Here is an 18566-nt window from a genome sequence, read left to right as displayed (position 1 = left end):
GTTCTCACAGTTTATTTCCTCGGAGTGGAGAGCATTCCATTGATGTAGTCTATGGAACGAACTAATTGAATATCCGGTTTAATCGGATCGTTTTTATGTTTTTCTAAAAACTTTTCCGCTTTTCCATTTTTTTCCACCCAGGATCTGATTTTTTCCACGTCATAGTGTTTTTTTACCTGTATTGTATCCGATGGAACTTTGGGTAAATGGTGCCACATATTTTCCTCCCTGTATTGAAAAGGAAAGGAACCATCTAATTCGTTGGATACAGGAATATCAGGTTCAACACCTACAACCTGTATGGTTCTGCCCGATGGAGAGTAGTATCTTGCCTGGGTTAGTTTGAGTACATAGGCACCGTTACCGGGTAAATCCATTAGCTTTTGAACGGTTGCTTTGCCAAAAGTTCTTTCGCCTAAGAGAATTCCTCTTCCATGAAATTTAATAGCGCTGGCTACAATTTCACTGGCGGATGCTGATTTTGCATTGATCAAAACAGCCAGAGGAAGATCGGTTAGATCTTTTTTGCGGGCATAGGATTCTTCCGGACTACGGTTTGGACTTTTGGTACTTACAATGAGACCTTCGGTTACAAACATATCAGCAATATCAATGGCCAGATCAAGGTATCCCCCTGCGTTTCCACGAAGATCCAGGATAAGGGCATCTAACTTAACATTTTTTTTCCGAGCAAGTCGCTTGAGTTTTCGGAAATGCTTAATAATCTCAGTATCCGAGGATTCAGTTGGAGATTTTACAAAACCGGTAAGCTTAATATAAGCAATATTTTCATTCCCTTTAATGAGTCTTGAAGATACGTTTCGAATCTCAATCTTGTCACGTTTAACCTTTATATCGAAGTATTTATCTGAACCTGTTCTCTTGATAGTAAGAGTAACAATGGTTCCTTTCTTTCCTTTGATATATTTTACGACTTTTTCAAGGCTTAAACCCTTGGTTCTTTTTGAGTTTACAGCGACAATAATATCACCTGCACGGAGCCCGGCTTTTACGGCTGGTCTTCCTTCCAGAGGGTTTTCGACTACTACATCCCGGTTTCCACCACCACTTAAAATGGCACCGATTCCTTCAAAACTGGAATCCGTAATCTTGGCCATGGATTCTTCCCAGGCTTTTTTTAAAAAAACATTGGAATGAGGATCCAGAGAGTTTAAGTAACCATTGGCAGCAGCGAGATAAACATCTCTCATGGTAAACTCATGATTATCTTCATCGTCTTCATCTTTTTCCTGTTCTTCCTCTTTAAAAGGAGATTGATTGTATTTAGTCAGGTTATTTTTTATGAAGGAGATGACTCTTTCGAAATCTTTTTTTCCAAACTTGGTTTCTTTCCATTTGGAAGCTAAAAAGTCTTTACGAGTCTGTTCTTTTTTGACCAGATCTTCTAAATCCTTTTTGCTATTTTTTTTGGGCTTTTCATCTAACTTTTTTTTTCGACGCTTTTCCAGTTCTACATAGTCCGGTTCGAAAACCAGAAACTCATCGGATGGTGAAAGTTGAAAGGTTTTTCCCGGTAAAATATCTTCTTTATCTTCGTACTGTTCTCTCTGTTTATAGTATTCCCTGGGATAAAGGTACAATCCCTTGGGAAGTGCCATCATTGCGAAAACAGCTGCATCGGTATAGGCCCGTTCTTTATCGATATTTTTGTCTATATAATACCGATCTACAGTTAAAACTACGCTTTCGAGATCCCTGGCGGTAAAATCGGCAGGTGGCTCTTTTTTACTCTTGCGACTGGGTTCGCAGTGCAAAAAAGAGGTAAAAACGAAAGTAATTGCGAGTGAAATCAATATGAGAGACTTCTTTTTCAAAACAAATTCCCTCTGGCTTTTTTTAGTTTATTCAAATTATTACCCCAATAGATTAAGTCAATAAAATAGACCTTAATTTTAAGAATTATTCTAAGAAAAAAATAGTTTCCTCTTAAAAAAAGGAAGCTTGCACGAGGTTAATCTTCTAATCCCTGACCGGAAATCTTTTTTCTCCCAGCGGTAAAAGGATAAGTAGACCGGAAAGGAAAAATAAAACGGAACCTATCCAGATAAGCTTAACGAGGGGATTTACCCAGACTTCTAAATTCGCGACCACCTGGTTTGGGAAATTTTTATATTTCTGCATCTTCTCTTCAAAACTTCTGGCTCCAAAATAAAAATCCATATACATCATCGGAAGATTTGGATTCTCTCCGTTTCCGATAGCGCTTTCAATCGCACCAATCTGGATATAAAAATCTTCTTTGGCTGTCGAATGGATGGATGGTTCACTGGTAGGAATATGGGTTTCAAAGCCGGCATTTAAGTGATTTATCTGGGGATAAAACCTTCTTTCGGTAACCATTCGCACGGAGTCCGTAAGGTGTCGCTTCACCTTAAAAGCTGCTTCCTGTGAAACAATCACATTATAAATACTGGGCCCTTCAGAAGGATCTCCATTTATCAGGGGTTTAAGTTTTAAGGTATTGGCTTCGACTTCATAATTTCCGACAATCCCTTTGTCCTGGCTTACATACACTACTTCATCCGATGATGGATTTACGAGGTTGTAAAAAAAACGAATGGAAGTATTTTGTTTAAAAGCATTTCCTGCATAACCAATAAAAATTAGAACCAGGGCAAAATGAACCAGGTATCCCCCGTAGCGTCTTTTATTGTTTAGTAAAAGGGTGAAGCCGGTCTTGAAATAATTATCCCTAAATTGTGCTTGTCTGGCTCGAATACCTCTGTGATATTCCTGAAAGATCCCGGCAAGGGTAAAGGCACCGAGTCCGACTGTCAGGGTTGAATAAATTTCCCCTAAATAATCACTGATGTTGTAGTCACTTCTTGTAAAAAATCTGGCATATAAAAAACTATATAAAAGGGCTACAAGTCCCCCGAAAAGAAAAGGTCGAAATAGGCTTTTAAAAAAGATAGTACTGGCTCCTTTTCTCCAGGCCAGTAAGGGAGAAGCGCCCATTAGTAACATAAGCATCAGACCGGCCGGAACTCCCCAGGAATTAAACCATGGGGCCTTGAATTCTTTTCCATACAATAGGGGAGAAAAAACACCTAAGAGAATTACCAGGCAGGAAAGAACCAGGAGAAAATTATTCAAAAAGAAACTTCCTTCCTTAGAAGTAATGGCTTCTAAGTCTCTCTCCGGTTGAAGTTCGTTTCGCTTGTAGATTAGAATAGCTGTATATACTAAAAAACTAAGAATGATGTAGATAATAAAAGGAGTTCCGATACTTGATTTTGAAAAACTATGCGGTCCTTCTAATACACCGCTTCGGGTTATCCAGGTTCCGAGCAGTGTAAAGTGAAAGGTAAGGATAATTAGAAGCATATTCCAAAATTTTAACATTCCCCTTCGTTCCTGAATAATTATAGAATGAAGAAAGGCAGAGGATAGAAGCCAGGGCATTAAAGAAGCATTCTCCACCGGATCCCAGGCCCAGTAGCCGCCCCAACCGAGTTCTTCGTAAGCCCACTTGGAACCGAGTAGGATTCCTGTTCCGAGGGCCAGCCAGGAAAAAATAGTCCAACGTCGAATAATCTTCAACCAGTCGGCAGTCAATTCTCCTGTAAGCAGGGCAGACATAGCAATCGCGAAAGGAACAGCAAAGCTAACATAACCAATATATAAAATAGGAGGATGAATCACCATGGCCCAGTGTTGTAATAAGGGGTTTAAACCCCGACCTACAAGGGCTGCCGGTTGAAATTCTAAAAAGGGTTGCGCATCGGAATAGAACACCGCGAGATAGGTAAAGAATAAGGCAATGATATTTAAAGTTAAAACCATGTGAGAAATTCTATTGCCCCGCATGTTTCTCGTATTCCATAAGAGAATAAAACCAAAAAGGTTTAATAAAAGATTCCAGAACAATAAGGAGCCGGAAGAGCCCGACCAGATAGAAGTAACCCGATAAAACAAAGGTAGATGTTGACTCGAGTGCATAACCACATAATGATTGTTTAAATCCATCCTGGCTAATTGTGTGCAAAGAATTAAGAAGGATAGGAAGACCAAAGCCGAATTTGCCATCAATAGGTAGCGGCTAAATTCAAGTGCTTTTTCATGTTTTTTATATAAACCAAATAGAATCTGGAATAAATTAAAACTGAGTAAACTAAAAGAACAGATAAGGCTCAGAGCACCGAGATCATTTAAATTCATTTTTTATCGTATTCAGCCTCATATTTGGAAGCACACTTGGCTTCAACATGATCGGATATTAAAACACCTTTTTTTAATTTGCCATCTACCCTGACTCGAACACCTTCTTTAAAGGCATCCGGTAAAAGCTTTCCACCCATGTAATGTACCGGGAATTCTTTTCCTTCCAGTTCTAATGTGAATTTTGCCTGTCTGCCTTCCCGTATCAGGCTTCCTACTTTTACCATCCCCCGGACTCTGAGATTTTCCTTATTGTACTGTGAGGGGTTTTCTGCGAGCTGGTTTGTGTCGATCAATAAAAACGAACTTTCTCTTGAGGATAAAATGGCTATGGCTCCCAGAGAAAGGGTAATCAATGAAACTAAGAGGATAAATTTCTTCTTCATAACTTTGTCCTTAAAGGCTCATGCTTTTTGATTAGACTTTCCCTGCAAGCTCATTTTATCTACTTTTTTCCCGTCTATCCGAGCCTGCTTGAAACTATGATTTTGCTTGGGTCTATTGAAATATAATTTGACCCACATCCACTCCTATAAAAACTGAACTGGAACACTCCTTGACTATGAAAAAAGAAATCAGCGATCGTTACAAACCCGAAGATGTAGAAAAAAAATGGATATCCCTCTGGGAAGAAAAAAAGGCCTTTGCCCCGGATTTTAGCAAAGAGGAAAACTATTGTATAGTTATTCCACCACCGAATGTCACCGGAACTTTACATATAGGCCACGCCCTGAACCATACCCTTCAGGATATTCTCACCAGAATTGAAAGAAAAAAGGGGAAGTCTACTCTCTGGTTACCCGGAACCGATCACGCAGGAATTGCCACTCAAATGGTGGTAGAGCGCGAATTGGCTAAAGAAGGCAAATCCCGATACGATTTCAGTCGGGAAGAATTCGAGAAAAAAGTATGGGAATGGAAACATAAGTCCGGAGGGCAGATTACACACCAGCAGAGAATGCTCGGTGAAAGTGTAGACTGGGCCAGAGAACGTTTTACTCTGGATGAAGGTCTTTCCAAAGCCGTAGTCAAGGCCTTTAAGAAGTTATATGAAGAAGGGCTTATATACCGGGGCGAAAGGATTATTAACTGGTGTCCCTCTACCCGTACAGCGATTTCTGATATCGAAGTCGAATACAGGGAAACAAAAAGCTTTTTATACCATATCCGTTACCCGATTAAGGGTACAAAAGATTATATCGTAGTAGCCACTACCCGACCGGAAACCATGCTCGGAGACGTAGCCGTTTGTGCCCATCCGGAGGATGAGCGCTACAAAGATAAAGAGGGCATGGTTTTGGAACTTCCCCTGACCGGTAGAGACATCCCTCTACTCTTTGACTCATTCGTAGAAAAAGAATTCGGAACCGGTCTGGTCAAAATTACACCGGCCCATGACCCCAACGACTATGAAGCTTCTCAACGCTTGAATCTGAAACCCATTAATATTATGCACCCGGACGGAAGCTTAAACGAAAAAGCCGGTGCCTACGAGGGTCTGGATCGCTTTGTGGCCCGCAAGAAAATCGTAGAAGACCTGCAAAAACAGGGTCTTATCGAAAAAATTGAGGATTATGTAAATTCAGTAGGTCACAACCAGAGGGGCGGAGCTGTCATCGAGCCTTATCTTTCCACGCAGTGGTTTGTAGATGTAAAAGCCATGGCCAGGGACGCCATAGACGTAGTAAAAGACGGGCGCATTGAATTTATCCCTAAAATGTGGGAGAAAACCTATTTTGAATGGATGGAAAACATCCGCGATTGGTGTATTTCCCGACAGCTCTGGTGGGGGCATCGTATCCCGGCTTATTATTTGCCGGATGGTTCCATGGTCGTTGCCGAAAGCCTCGAAGAAGCCATACAGGAATTCAAAAAACAGGGAAAAAGCTTTCAGGAATCAGAGGTAAGACAGGATAATGATGTACTGGATACCTGGTTTTCCTCAGGTCTCTGGCCTTTTTCTACTCTGGGCTGGCCGGAAGAAACTCCCGACTTAAAACGCTTCTATCCCAATTCCATTCTTGTAACCGCCTTCGACATTATCTTTTTCTGGGTAGCCAGAATGATTATGTTCGGAATGAAGATGATGGGAGATGTTCCTTTCCGAAAAGTTCTGATTCACGGTCTGGTGCGGGATAGTGAAGGAAAAAAATTCAGCAAGTCCAAGGGCAACACGGTCGATCCACTCGAAATGATGGAGCGCTACGGAACCGATTCCTTCCGTTTCTTTTTAACAGCCACTATGCCGGAAGGTCGGGACGTAATCTTTGATGAAAGTCGACTCGAAGGTTACAGGGCCTTTTGCAATAAAATCTGGAACTCCAGCCGTTTTATCCTCATGAACCTGCCGGAAGACTATGATGCACCCCTGCACTTAGAACCCAAAAAGCTTGAATCCACTGATAAATGGATTTTGAATCGCCTGAACGAGTGCCTGGAAACCTATGAAAAGGCTTATGCTTCTTATCGTTTTTATGAAATGGCTTCCTCTCTTTATGACTTCATCTGGAGAGATTTCTGTGACTGGTATATAGAGCTTTCCAAGCCCCGTATTTACGGGAAAATTACAAAAGAGTCCCAGGAAACCGCAAGAGATGTACTGGTCTATGTACTCAGAAAAGCTCTGGATCTCTTGCATCCGTTTATGCCCTTTATAACCGAAGAAATAAATTCCGTTTTTAGTTCTGAGCTTCTAACAAATTCTCCCTGGCTTCAAAAGTTCCTGATAGACAAAGAAGACGAAGGAGTTCGAAAGATTAATTTCTTACAGGAAATCGTTTCCTGTATTCGGGTTACCCGCGGAGAACTGGGTATCACTCCCGATAAAAAATGCAGCTTAATTATTGATTCATCCGACGAACTGGTAAAAAAAGTTTTAGAAGAAGAAAAGGTTTCTATTCTGCAACTGGCAAGAGCCGAGTCTCTCGAATACAAACCCGGCTATACCCCTCAGAAGACAGATTCTCTGAGCCCCTTTTCTAAAGGACAGGTAATCCTTCCTCTATCCGGACTGATTGATTTCGACAAAGAAAAAGCGAGGCTGGAAAAAGAGAAAGGGAAGTTAGAAGGCGAAATCGAAAGAGCCAAAAAGAAACTGGAAAACCCGAACTTTATAGAAAAAGCTAACCCGGACGTTATACAAAAAGAAAAAGAAAAGCTCGAACTCTTAGAAGAAAAGTTAGGGGTTGTTGTCAAGGGTTTTGAAAAAATAGGGGTAAGTGTATGAAGATTCTTCTCATTGGAAGCGGGGGCAGAGAACAGGCCCTGGCCTATAGCCTGAAAAAATCTAAACTCCTGAGCGAACTGAAAGTATTTCCCGGAAATGGTGGTTTTGAGACTTCCGAAGTCTTGCCTTCCGGCTCGTTTAATTTGAAAGACAAAGCTTCCGTGCAGCAGTTTGTAAAAAACGAGAAGTTTACTTTTGTTGTAGTAGGCCCGGAAGACCCTCTTGTCGATGGAATTTCCGATTGGATACAGGAAATCGGTATTCCCTGTTTCGGTCCCTCTGCCTATTGTGCCAGAATTGAAGGTTCCAAAAACTTTGCGAAAGAGCTGATGTCAGATGCCTCTGTGCCGACAGCCGCCTTTGCCCGCTTCACCGAATTCGAAGCTGCCCTCGCGTATGTGAAAATAAAAGGAATTCCGATAGTCGTTAAAGCCGATGGACTGGCCGCCGGGAAGGGTGTCACTGTTTGTGAAACCCTCGAACAGGCAGAAGAAGCTTTAAAGGATATTTTTATTGAGCATAAATTCGGCAAAAGTGGTTCCTCGGTTGTTATTGAAGAATTCATGGAAGGAGAAGAAGCCTCTATTTTTGCCTTTTGTGATGGAAACGATTTTCTCATGTTTCCCGCCGCTCAGGATCATAAAAGAGCCTACGAGGGTGACAGAGGACCGAATACGGGGGGAATGGGGGCCTACGCCCCGGCTCCTGTCGCAGATGAAAAAATATATAAGCAGGTAGCTGAGAAAGTATTTCGTCCCGTACTCGAGGAATTTAAAAAACGCGGAAATCCTTACCGTGGGCTTTTGTATGCCGGACTTATGATAAGTCCTTCTAAGGAAGTTAGGATTGTAGAATTCAACTGTCGATTTGGTGACCCGGAAACCCAGGCCTTACTTCTCCTATTAGAAAGTGATATACTCGAAATCATGCTTGCCTGTGCTAATGGTGATTTAAAAAACAAACAGATAAAATTTAAAGAAGGCTTCAGTTCGGTGGTTGTTTATGCTTCCGAGGGCTATCCCGGTTCATATTCCAAAGGCTTAGAATTAAAGCTCCCGGCTTCCGAAAGCCCGGATACACTTATTTTTCACGCTGGAACAAAACGAATGGGCGATAAACTTGTTTCAGATGGAGGAAGGGTACTCGGAATTACTTCTTATGCAAAAGAATTACAGGAGAGTCTCAAGCTTTCTTATTCCTATCTCGAAAAATTAGATAGCAAAGGTTTTTTCTTTCGAAAAGACATCGGACACAGGGTTTTAAAGGGATAAGAGGAGCGATATGCCATTTTCTATATCCGGTAATATAGAAAAAATTTCTCAGGAAGCGATTCGGAAGTTTTCTAAGAACTTCGGAATTATCATATCCAAAGGACAATTAAAAAAACAACAATCTCTATTAATCCAGAAAGCCCTGAAAGGTCAAAAAGACTTGGTCAGTCATTTGAAAAGCCTTTCCAAGCCGGAACTTATCTCTTTAGTATTTATACTTTCTCAATTCGGAGACACGAGGAAAGGGGAAGTCTCTTCTGAATACTTACTCTACGAAAACATTCCCTATATCCTCGAATGGAAACCGGGAAGTTATATGATTCCTTCAGAGATATTGGAATTTTTCTCTTCCGAAAAAGTTTTTCGTGACCAGAATTATCTCTTTGCCCTGATTCCGCAACTAACCATAAAAGAAAAGAAAGCCTGGGTAAAATGGATGGAGATCGATTATGAGGGAAATACCGAATGGGACTTGAATCACGAAATTTATCGTAATTGTCGTCTTTTACAACTTCCCTTCCGGGGCCGGTCTTTAGTTCAGGAAAAAGAATTTTATCTTGAGCAACTATGGAAACCCGGCTCCAATTGGATAGTCGATTGGTTTTATAAAGGTTTAACCACATTTTACTACACTATGAGCGAACTCTACAGGGTAGAAAAAGATCCTTTTTTGAAGCATGTCATAGAAAATATTCGGGCAGGGAAACTCATTCCCAAAAAAGAACCGGAGAAGTTCCGACAAAAATCCAAATTCAAACTGGTCTCTACCGTGGAAGGAAATACAGAACAGGTCAGGCAGGTTATCTACCAGTGGGAAACGGAAAAAGAAAATGAAAAGAACTCTCTCTTTTCAAGACAGGCGGGGGGGGGGCAGGCCGCCGAGAAAGGTCTTTTCGATTGAGGTTTCTTTATGCAAAATATCTTAAATACAATATCACTATATAAAGGTAAAAGCCCATTCTGTTTTTCCGTATCTTTTTTTCAAAAGCCGGATGCGGTTGCTGGAATATTTGTATTGAGGAAAAAAATGTAGAATACCATTAGGGCGGAGCCAAATTTTTCCTGTTACTCCTCTTATTTTTATAGGGATGAATCTCTGGATGATGTTATATTTACTGATATATAAAACAGGTGAATCACTTGTCGGACTTTTGCTTCTTCTCAGCGGTATTGTTGTTTACTATTTTGTCAGGAATAAAAAATAAATTGTCCTTTTTCAGGATAGAGGAATGCTTATTTTAATTTTTGTACCTGCTTCTTTTGTCGATTCAAATGAAAGGCCAAAATTTAAACGATCTGCAATTAATTTAGAGCTATATGTTCCAAGACCCGTACCTTTTTCCTTGGAGCTAAGCATATACTTTTGAAAAAAATTCTCTTTTATTTCCTCAGGAATTTCTCCCAAATTATGTATGGTTACGACTACCTGTTCATCAATAAAGTCTATTGTAATACTTACAGTAGTCTTTGGGGGTGCTGCTTCCAGGGCATTTTTGATCAGGTTAGAAAGTAAACGGTAAACAAGAATCTTGTCAGAAAATATTTCTGGTACATCACTATAAATGCTATTAATTGTCAGAAAAAGCTGCTTGTCTGTTATCATAGAGTTTAAGGATATTTCAATATCCTCAATCATATATTCTAAATCTACAGATTCCTTATTCAGCTTATAGATTCCTTCTTCTAACTTATACAGATCGAGTGACTTTTCGATTTGATCCAGCATCATTTTTCCGCTCTTTTTAATGAATTGCAAATATTCAATTTGTTCAGAAGATAAATTACCTTCATCTAATATTATATCCGGGAAATTAATGATCCCATTTAAGGGAGTTTTTAAGTCATGCCTCATCAAGCTTTCCATTCGATTTTTGAATTTCTCCAAGTGTTTCTGACGTGTAATATCCTCTTTAATTGCAAAGAAACCGGTGACTTCATTTTGTTTGCTAAAGATTGGACTTACAGTTGCCTTTTCCCAAAAAATAGTCCCATCCTTTTTCTTGTTACATATTTCACCTATCCAGGGTTTACCCTGAAGAATTATTTTCCAGAATTCTTCATAAAACTGAGGATTGTGAACTCCCGACTTTAATATTCGATAGTTCTGACCGATTAACTCTTCCTGTTTATAACCTGAGGTATCACAGAAAGCTTTGTTCACAGAAAGTATTATACCCTTTAAATCACTTATTGAAATCGACTGGGGGTTTTGCTCCACAGCAATTTTTAGTTTTCTTTCTTCTTCAGCAATACGATCTATGGCATGTGAATTTATCAGCAAAAGAAAAGCGGTAATTATAATGACCCAGGTAACGAGTATGCTCACAATTGAAATTTGTTGTGTTATATTACTTACAAGTAGATTATCAATATCAGGTCCCAGATAAGTACCAACAGCTCTATAAAGAGAGATACCTGCGATAAGAAAAAAAGTGCCGGCCAGTAATTTATTAAAAGCATCTTCTTTTAAAGTGATAAGGACAAGACCGGGAAATGTCCATAGAATAGTAAAGAAAGCACTGAAAAGGATAATTCTTTCTTTTACCGAAGCAAAGGGTGCCAGGATATTAAAAACAATAATAAGAAAAATACCTGTAAAAATTGGTATACGTGGGTTCGTTTGAAAGAAAAACCTATGAAAACTAATTGTGATTAAAATAGGTGAAGAAAGAAATAGTGTATTACCAATATGAACAGCAAAAAAGGCGGGAAACGTCTTAACCATAGAAAAGAAAAAGGTTGAACTAAATATGGAAATAACAGCCAGCAGCCAATAGATCGATCCCTGAAAAACATAGGAAACCTTTCTATAAATAAAAATGGAAAGCATAAGCCCGGTAGCTGATACAACAAAAATGCTAATAAATAGAGTTTTTATATCCATAATAAATTAGGAAAAAGATATATATTGGAAGTAAACAATAAAAAAACCAGTCATGATTATTATCATAATTTGTCCGGGCTTAGCTTATCTTCCCTTCAGTTAGCTGGATCCGGAACTATTTTGCTTTCTACATCATCTTTGAGCAAATCTACAGTAAAAAAACCGAGCAGGAAATCACAAAATTCAGCTAAATTGATTCCGAATCTTCCTCCACCGTATGCACCTCCGACTATACCCAGTTCAAAATAGTAAGAAACCGGGTAACCATTGGGTTTAGGGTTTTCCGGAGGAAGATACATATCGAGAGGAGTATCCGGATTTTTACTGCTTAATTCATCTATGAGATATTTTCGTATTTTTTCTTTTTTCCGTTTTTTCCGTTCGGAAGGAGGGTCGTGATAAAGTTTCAGGTATTTAAAGGAGTAGCTTTTCAACTCATTGCGGGGGGCTTTTTGTAGGGGTAATCCGTATGGACCTTTAAGTATTTCTTTTTTTTCATTTATTTGAAGATCGAAAGGATAAAAGGTCTCTCCGCCTAAAAAACCAAATACAAGTTGAGAACTATGATAAGCTCCTATATATCCTCCTCTGAGTCCAATCCCCTTTCCCTTATCTTTAAGCCCGGGCTTTGATTCTCCTCCTTCGAATAAAAATCCAATATTCGCCGGCCCGAGTCTGAGTGCAAGTCCATACACAGGAGTTTCTACACCTGTATTCATAATATCTTTTAAATCATTTTTCCTGTGAAGCCAGTAGGAACTTGCACAGGAAACAAAAGAAAACGAGAGAAGGAGAAATAAACAGAGACTTCTAAATTGCATCTTTAATGGAGAGCTGCTGTTCGAAATACAGAAGAAGAACCGATCCTTCTTCGGGAAAGTTTTTGGAGGGAAGTGAGGCCTTCCAGAATAAACTCCAGACCTGAAATAAATAAATCATCATCAGAATCAAATTTTTTCTCGTGCATGAGTTCCCAGAGAGCAGGAGCAGATGTTAGTATTTTTCGATATTCCTGAATAGGCATCATATCGGAAATCTCAACTTTACCTGCATGATAAATTTGCCTCGCTACATCGTTAAACACACTTTCATATTTTTCAATACTATAATATTCATGAAATACTTCAGAGGTAGCCTTATCAAGGAGCTGAAGAATTACCTGGTTATCGTCCATGTTTTCATTTCTATAGGGATCCAGTTCAATTTTACCATAACTGGAGGGAATTATATTTCCGAGGTCGGTCATTCTTACAAAGCCATTCTTTCCGCCGGTAATTAAAATTCTTTTTCGGGCCGAGCTAATCGCAATTTCCATATTCGCTATTGAGAGTCTGGCACTAACACCGGATTTTTGATTAATCTGGTGGGAATTTCTGGCCTGAAGGGTAATTTCTTCTATAATTTCTTCAATAAAAAGGGGAACTTTCACTTCCGGTGTATTTAAAGGAAGCCTTGTCTCCTGCCGGGTAATTTGAAGTGCAATTTGTCTTGTTTTTGGATAGTGGGTTCGAATTTCGGAACCTACACGGTCTTTTAGCTGAGTAATAATTTTACCACTTCTTGAATAATCTTCCGGATTTGCTGTAAAACAAATAAAAACATCGAGGGGAAAACGTACCGGGATTCCTCTTATCTGAACATCAGATTCTTCTAATATATTGAATAAGGATACCTGCACCAGGTAGTCCAGATCGGGAATTTCATTCACAGCAAAAATTCCGAGATTCATCCGGGGTAAGAGCCCGAAGTGTATGGCTCCTTCAGAAGATAGAGGTTCTCCATTGACAATGCGGGAAGGATCCAGATCTCCAATAATATCTCCGATCTTGGCTCCGGGGGCCAGTCTCTCTCCGTATCGTTCTTCTCTGTGTAACCAGTATATTGGGCTTTCATCACCATACTCGCTTAAAATTTTTTTCCCTTTGCTTGTAATGGGAAAAAAAGGACTTTCCGGAATCTCCGTTCCATTTAATACGGGTATCTCTTCATCCAGTAAATAGATTAAAGAGCGCATAATTCTTGTTTTGGCCTGGCCTTTTTCACCCAGTAAAACTATATTATGCCCGGATAATACAGCATGTATTAATTGGGGGATGACTGTATCTTCATATCCATGAACCTGAGGAAATACACTTTCCCTATTCTTTAGTTTCTGGGCAAGGTTTTCTGCCATTTCGATTTTTATGCTTCTATAGCGATAGGAACTTCTTTTTAATTCACCAAACGTTTTAATCTCTACATTCATTTTCCGGCCTGTTGGAAGAAAAACTATCTGAATACGAAAAATCAGCTAATTTTACTTTACTCTTCTATTAGCTAACTTAAAGTCTACTAGAATTCTACTTTAGGGAATTGAGACATTTATCATGGACAATAACATTTTTTCCGGAATTAAGGACCTGGCTTCTTTATTTTATGTACCGAGGGAAGTACCGACAACTATTCTTAAAACAGCTTTAGGCCTGATTTATGATATCAGGGTAAGTGGTTTGAGAAATATACCCCGGACGGGAGGAGCTGTTCTGGTATGTAATCATACTGATTTTTTAGATGTGAGTATCCAGGCATCCTATATTTCTCGAAGAATCGTTTTTTTGGGCAAGAATGAATTATTTGCTCCCCACGAACCTTTTTTGCAGTATGCAAAATCTCCCAAATCTATTTTTAAAAATCCAATTTTAGGTTCAGTTTTTCCTCTACTCGAACAATTTTTGAATACTCTATCTGATGTGCATAAAGAGCAAATGAAGATCTGGGGAGGAATTCCCGTTATACGTAGTTTTCAGGGCGAAAGTGCAAAAGATGCAGTAGCTTATTACGAAGCTCTCGAAGAACAAATGGTCGGGCTTCTAAAAGACGGAGAACTCCTCTCTATTTTTCCGGAAGGTACCCGCTCAAAAGACGGTAGAATGTCTTCTTTTAAGGCTATGGCAGCCAAAGTAGCTATTCGCGCTGGAGTTCCGATTATCCCTTCCGGTATCAGCGGAGCCTGGAATATGTCCGAATTAGAAGCCTTTATTACGGGAAAAGCGTTTAAAACCATAATAAATTATAATATTGGAAATCCTCTTTTATCCGAGCAGTATCCTCCGGGTTCGGATAAGAAAGCAGCAAAAATTGTAACAGAAGAACTGGAGAAAAGAGTTCGTTTTCTTACAGTGTCACCGGAAAGAAGGTCTCGTTCCCGGCGTTTTTCAAATTTGCTTTAATTCATTTTGCTTCATCGACAAATAAAAAATTGTAGCCAATTTAGTCTGTAATGTTAATTTTCGATAAAGCATTCAGGAGAAATATACATGAAAAAACTTTCAAGCATTGCCTTGCTAGGTGCTTTACTCGGCACAGGAATTTATGCAGCAGATTCTTTCAGAATTAAGCCTGTTAACGAAAAGATTTTTCTGGAACAGGTTCGTTTACTCAAATACGGAAATCTTGAGGAAAAACTCTCAGCTATCGGAAACCTTGAAGATTATCGCAGTGCTCTCGCGGTAAAACCTCTTGCTCTGGCACTGAAAGGCATAGCAGTAGAAAATTATCCGAATTCGGAATATAAGTATCTGACTTATTCTATCCCCGAATTGGATGATAAACCGGAAATTAAATATTACGCTTCCAGAGCTCTCGGAACACTGGCACACGAAGACGCTATTCTACCGCTTATCGAAGAATACAATCGTCAGGAAAAAAATATCAAGGAAGAGGATTCACCTTTTTTAAAAGAAAACGAACCCAGCCCACTCGTTACTAAAAAACACCGCATGTCCATGGTGTTCGCAGTCGGAGAAATGCTTCGTTCATTAGGGGAGCTTCCTCCCAGAAAAGATACATATGAAACTCTGAAGACTGCTCTTTCTCATAAGAATTACTATGTGAGATCCAGTGCTGCAGAGGCTTATATGAAACTGGGCAGGGCTGTAAACGTGAAAACTCTCGAAGAAGCTCTTGAAAAAGAACAACATCCTTATGCGAAAGCTTCTATTTTGAGCTCTATTGTAGGAATTTTGAAAACTGAAGACAAGCACTTCATGGCTCTCATTAAACTTTTAAACGATAAAGACCCGGTAATTCGTACCAGAGCCGCTGTTGGTTTGGGAGAAGCCGGAATTCGTACAGCAGAAACTCCGCTCAGACAAACTTTACTGGTAGAAGATTATTCTGTCGTTCGTGAAGCCTTAAAACTAAGTATTCTAAAAATTACATCCTTAGTTTTACCGGAATTTACAGCTGATCAGATGAAATAGAACATCAACCTGAAAACAAGTGAGGAAATTCTTTCTCGCTTGTTTTTGGGATAGAATAAATAATGAAAAATGGTGGGAAATACTGGACTCGAACCAGTGGCCTCTTCCATGTCAAGGAAGCGCTCTAACCAACTGAGCTAATCCCCCACTTCCCTTCCAAATTTTACAAACACCTTACTATAGCAAGAAAAAAAAGAAGTAGAAATATCTTGAAAGCAAAACAGTAGTTTTGAAACTGTTTCTAACATGAAACAGATCGGCTATTTCCTGAGCTTTCTTATTGTTTATTCATTTTATCTTCCTTTTAAACTTTTACCTTATCGTATTTGCCTGGCTTACGGAGTCTTTTTATCCCATCTTATTTATCCCCTGGCCAAAAAGCACAGAAGGATTGCTTATGAAAATATTTCTTATGCTTTTCCGAATTTATCGGAAGCTGAAAAGCTGAGCCTGGTAAAAAAACATTTTCGGCACCTCGGAATGCTTCTAGCCGGTTCTTTGTATTCCCCCCGGCTGACAAAAGAGTGGATGGATAAGTATCTTGTCTATGAACCGGAAATGCTAAAAATCGAACAGGATACAATTAAAGAAGGTATAGGTGTGGTGCTGATTTCCGGTCATCTCGGTACCTGGGAAATCCTGGTTCAGTTTATGGGGATGAGGTTTAAGGGAGGAGGAATTTATAAGGCCATTCGTAACCCCTTTGTAGATAAATGGATCAAGCGAATCCGGGAGAATAACGGGATAGAACTGGTCGAAATGAAAGAATCCGCAAAAGTAGTCAAAATGTTGAAAAGCGGGTATTGGGTGGGTTTTGGAACCGATCAGAACGCCGGAAAAGTAGGAATTTTTGTCGATTTTTTAAACCGCCCCGCTTCTACCTTTCAGGGAGCGGCCCTCATGGCCTATTTAACCGGAGCCAAAATGCTTCTTTATTCTGTAGTTTGTGGAGAACAAGGAAAGATACAGGTTCGAGTGCGAGATATAGGAGTCATCGATAAAAAGGCTTTTTCGAACAGGGAAGAGGCCGTACGTGCCTATACGGAGAAGTGGACAAAAATATTGGAAGAGGAAGTAAAACTTTACCCAGAGCAATATTTCTGGGTACACAGAAGATGGAGAACCAAACCCGGAGATTTTCCCGGGCAGGTTTAATTTGTTTAGCCGAGTGCTTTAATTACTTCGGGCGGAGCCTGAATCAGCTCGATTAAAACACCTTCTCCGCTGAAGGGAAGGTCAACACTTCCTTTCGGATGGATAAAGCATACATCGTGTCCGGCAGCCCCTTTTCGGATTCCGCCTGGTGTAAACCTTACTTTTTGCTCGTTTAGCCATTCATAGGCTTTTTGTAAGTCATCTACCCAGAGTCCAATATGATTTAGCTTGGGTTCATGAACCTTCGGACTCTTATTCGGATCGATTGGCATCATCAGATCCACCTCAACAGCGTAAGGTGATTCGCCTATTTGAACGATGTCTTCATCCACGTTTTCCGATTCACTGCGGAAATGTCCTACTTTTTTTAAGCCCATAATATCTACCCAGAATTTACTGAGCTTATCTTTTTCAAGGCCACCAATTGCCACCTGTTGTATTCCAATAATCTTAAAAGGTCTCATAAATTATTCCTGAATCCATATTTTCAAAAAAAACATTTTTCGACAAGAGATTAAAACAAAGCTAATCAATAAGATTTATCATTTTTAATTGTAAGGAATGAAGCTTCCCGTTTTTTGGAAAAGATGATTATTCGTATTCTGAGTTTTTTTCTTTTTATTAATTCTATTTTCCTTTATGCGGAAAAAGTAGATCTACAAATTTCTATTAAAAATGGAACGAAAAATATAGCCGGTAGGGCAGAAACTCTTAGAATTCTCGATTTGAGTTCGGGGATGACTCCTATTTTTACCCGGGAAAATGTTTCGGGTAAATTTACATTAAAGAATATTGAAGTTCCGGAAAAGGCTCCTGTTCTCATTCAACTCAGCTACGAAGGAAATAATTATAATAAAATTGTTCCACCGGTTCCGGAGATGAGAAAAGCCCTTCAGGAAATTACAGTTTTTGATAGGGGAGCCAGCTTCTCGGAAATGAAAATAAACAGCCTGATCCAGATAACAAGAAGAGAAGAAAGTTTAGAAGTATATAAGCTTTTTGTTATAGATAATACTTCTCTACCTCCTAAAACCTTTTTTCCGGATTCAAAGCCAGTAGAAATCTATATCCCGGAAAATGCCTCCGAAATCAGTGCTCAGCTAAAACAGCAGGGTTCGAAGATGGGAATTCCACTCAATTTACAGGAAAAAGGGAAAGAAGGTAGAACTCTGGGTAGAGCTATTTTACCGGGGAAATCAGAAATTCACATTTTCTTTTTAATTCCAGTAAAGAATCCCTCTGATGCAAAATTCACCGATAAGCTATTATTTGATACGAATAACTCGTATCGCCCTATTTTTTTTCAACCAAAAGACCTCAGTCTTAACTTTGGCAAAGCAAAAGCGGAAAAATTAGAAAAAGATATTCCCGGTGATATGGGAGCCTATAAACTTAACTATTCCGGTAAGGAAACAGTAGAAATTACCATTAGTGGTGATGCGGTTTTGAAGCCCAGAGAATCTCATGGAAAGGAAACAAGAAGGAAGCTTGTAAATGGAAATATATTTACAAGCTCCACAAAGTCCCTTTTGGGAGTTTTTGCTGTTTTCGGACTTTTACTCAGCTTATCTTTTATTTTTGTCTACAGGCAAAGCAGGGTATAGCTT

14 protein-coding genes and 1 tRNA gene are annotated in these 18566 nt (G+C 39.5%); 7 read left to right on the top strand and 8 right to left on the bottom strand.

Annotation, left to right across the window (positions count from 1 at the left end; genetic code table 11):
* Positions 1-11 precede the first annotated feature (11 nt).
* The 3 genes from H7A25_01060 to H7A25_01050 form a co-directional block, all read right to left on the bottom strand.
* Positions 12-1775, bottom strand: coding sequence for a S41 family peptidase (locus H7A25_01060; GenBank protein ID MCP5498464.1), 1764 nt, complete (start codon positions 1773-1775; stop codon positions 12-14).
* A 205-nt stretch (positions 1776-1980) separates the two neighbouring features.
* Positions 1981-4182, bottom strand: a complete 2202-nt coding sequence (locus H7A25_01055) for a heme lyase CcmF/NrfE family subunit (protein MCP5498463.1) — start codon at positions 4180-4182, stop codon at positions 1981-1983.
* On the bottom strand, positions 4179-4568 hold the full coding sequence (locus tag H7A25_01050; GenBank protein MCP5498462.1) for a cytochrome c maturation protein CcmE: 390 nt from the start codon (positions 4566-4568) through the stop codon (positions 4179-4181). The genes H7A25_01055 and H7A25_01050 overlap by 4 nt, the downstream gene beginning before the upstream one ends.
* A 176-nt stretch (positions 4569-4744) precedes the next feature.
* On the opposite strand from H7A25_01050, the gene H7A25_01045 reads away from it, so the two are divergent.
* Genes H7A25_01045 through H7A25_01035 form a run of 3 tightly spaced genes read left to right on the top strand, consistent with a single transcriptional unit; the run spans position 4745 to position 9580 of the window.
* Entirely contained in the window at positions 4745-7408 is a 2664-nt protein-coding gene (locus H7A25_01045; GenBank protein ID MCP5498461.1) for a valine--tRNA ligase, read from the top strand.
* The gene (locus H7A25_01040) at positions 7405-8679 is read left to right on the top strand and encodes a phosphoribosylamine--glycine ligase (protein MCP5498460.1); all 1275 of its coding nucleotides are present in this window, start codon (positions 7405-7407) and stop codon (positions 8677-8679) included. Before H7A25_01045 ends, H7A25_01040 begins: the two co-directional genes overlap by 4 nt.
* A gap of 10 nt (positions 8680-8689) precedes the next feature.
* Positions 8690-9580 carry a hypothetical protein gene (locus tag H7A25_01035; GenBank protein MCP5498459.1) on the top strand — a complete coding sequence of 297 codons (891 nt, stop codon included), beginning with the start codon at positions 8690-8692 and terminating at the stop codon, positions 9578-9580.
* Positions 9581-9895: 315 nt separating this feature from the next.
* On the opposite strand, the gene H7A25_01030 is transcribed toward H7A25_01035, so the two are convergent.
* The 3 genes from H7A25_01030 to H7A25_01020 all read right to left on the bottom strand — a co-directional run bounded on the left by H7A25_01030 (position 9896) and on the right by H7A25_01020 (position 13808).
* Positions 9896-11563, bottom strand: coding sequence for a PAS domain S-box protein (locus tag H7A25_01030; GenBank protein ID MCP5498458.1), 1668 nt, complete (start codon positions 11561-11563; stop codon positions 9896-9898).
* A 95-nt stretch (positions 11564-11658) separates the two neighbouring features.
* A complete protein-coding gene (locus tag H7A25_01025) occupies positions 11659-12282 on the bottom strand; it encodes a hypothetical protein (protein MCP5498457.1) in 624 nt (207 codons plus the stop codon).
* Between the two features lie 104 nt (positions 12283-12386).
* Positions 12387-13808, bottom strand: a complete 1422-nt coding sequence (locus H7A25_01020) for a magnesium chelatase (GenBank protein ID MCP5498456.1) — start codon at positions 13806-13808, stop codon at positions 12387-12389.
* A gap of 121 nt (positions 13809-13929) precedes the next feature.
* Here H7A25_01020 and H7A25_01015 point away from each other — a divergent pair, with 121 nt between their 5' ends.
* Positions 13930-14772, top strand: coding sequence for a 1-acyl-sn-glycerol-3-phosphate acyltransferase (locus H7A25_01015; protein ID MCP5498455.1), 843 nt, complete (start codon positions 13930-13932; stop codon positions 14770-14772).
* Positions 14773-14859: 87 nt separating this feature from the next.
* Positions 14860-15804: a HEAT repeat domain-containing protein gene (locus tag H7A25_01010; GenBank protein ID MCP5498454.1), complete on the top strand. Its 945-nt coding sequence runs from the start codon at positions 14860-14862 to the stop codon at positions 15802-15804.
* A 70-nt stretch (positions 15805-15874) separates the two neighbouring features.
* Here the strand turns inward: H7A25_01010 and H7A25_01005 are convergent.
* A tRNA-Val gene (locus tag H7A25_01005) sits at positions 15875-15951 on the bottom strand.
* Positions 15952-16050: 99 nt separating this feature from the next.
* Here H7A25_01005 and H7A25_01000 point away from each other — a divergent pair.
* The gene (locus tag H7A25_01000) at positions 16051-16959 is read left to right on the top strand and encodes a lauroyl acyltransferase (protein ID MCP5498453.1); all 909 of its coding nucleotides are present in this window, start codon (positions 16051-16053) and stop codon (positions 16957-16959) included.
* Between the two features lie 5 nt (positions 16960-16964).
* Here the strand turns inward: H7A25_01000 and H7A25_00995 are convergent, their stop codons facing one another.
* Entirely contained in the window at positions 16965-17423 is a 459-nt protein-coding gene (locus H7A25_00995) for a VOC family protein (protein ID MCP5498452.1), read from the bottom strand.
* A 123-nt stretch (positions 17424-17546) separates the two neighbouring features.
* Here H7A25_00995 and H7A25_00990 point away from each other — a divergent pair, with 123 nt between their 5' ends.
* Positions 17547-18563 carry a hypothetical protein gene (locus H7A25_00990; protein MCP5498451.1) on the top strand — a complete coding sequence of 339 codons (1017 nt, stop codon included), beginning with the start codon at positions 17547-17549 and terminating at the stop codon, positions 18561-18563.
* Positions 18564-18566: the final 3 nt, after the last annotated feature.

It is taken from the genome of Leptospiraceae bacterium (genome assembly GCA_024233835.1).
Lineage (GTDB): Bacteria > Spirochaetota > Leptospiria > Leptospirales > Leptospiraceae > JACKPC01.
Note: the sequence above shows the minus strand (reverse complement) of the source record. Positions and strands in the feature narration are given on the sequence as shown.

Bases quoted from the DNA above. Each gene is read 5' to 3' on its own strand.
- H7A25_01055 (MCP5498463.1), bottom strand. From the start codon at position 4,182: ATGAATTTAAATGATCTCGGTGCTCTGAGCCTTATCTGTTCTTTTAGT.
- H7A25_01050 (MCP5498462.1), bottom strand. From the start codon at position 4,568: ATGAAGAAGAAATTTATCCTCTTAGTTTCATTGATTACCCTTTCTCTG.
- H7A25_01045 (MCP5498461.1), top strand. From the start codon at position 4,745: ATGAAAAAAGAAATCAGCGATCGTTACAAACCCGAAGATGTAGAAAAA.
- H7A25_01040 (MCP5498460.1), top strand. From the start codon at position 7,405: ATGAAGATTCTTCTCATTGGAAGCGGGGGCAGAGAACAGGCCCTGGCC.
- H7A25_01035 (MCP5498459.1), top strand. From the start codon at position 8,690: ATGCCATTTTCTATATCCGGTAATATAGAAAAAATTTCTCAGGAAGCG.
- H7A25_01030 (MCP5498458.1), bottom strand. From the start codon at position 11,563: ATGGATATAAAAACTCTATTTATTAGCATTTTTGTTGTATCAGCTACC.
- H7A25_01025 (MCP5498457.1), bottom strand. From the start codon at position 12,282: ATGAATACAGGTGTAGAAACTCCTGTGTATGGACTTGCACTCAGACTC.
- H7A25_01020 (MCP5498456.1), bottom strand. From the start codon at position 13,808: ATGAATGTAGAGATTAAAACGTTTGGTGAATTAAAAAGAAGTTCCTAT.
- H7A25_01015 (MCP5498455.1), top strand. From the start codon at position 13,930: ATGGACAATAACATTTTTTCCGGAATTAAGGACCTGGCTTCTTTATTT.
- H7A25_01010 (MCP5498454.1), top strand. From the start codon at position 14,860: ATGAAAAAACTTTCAAGCATTGCCTTGCTAGGTGCTTTACTCGGCACA.
- H7A25_01000 (MCP5498453.1), top strand. From the start codon at position 16,051: ATGAAACAGATCGGCTATTTCCTGAGCTTTCTTATTGTTTATTCATTT.
- H7A25_00995 (MCP5498452.1), bottom strand. From the start codon at position 17,423: ATGAGACCTTTTAAGATTATTGGAATACAACAGGTGGCAATTGGTGGC.
- H7A25_00990 (MCP5498451.1), top strand. From the start codon at position 17,547: ATGATTATTCGTATTCTGAGTTTTTTTCTTTTTATTAATTCTATTTTC.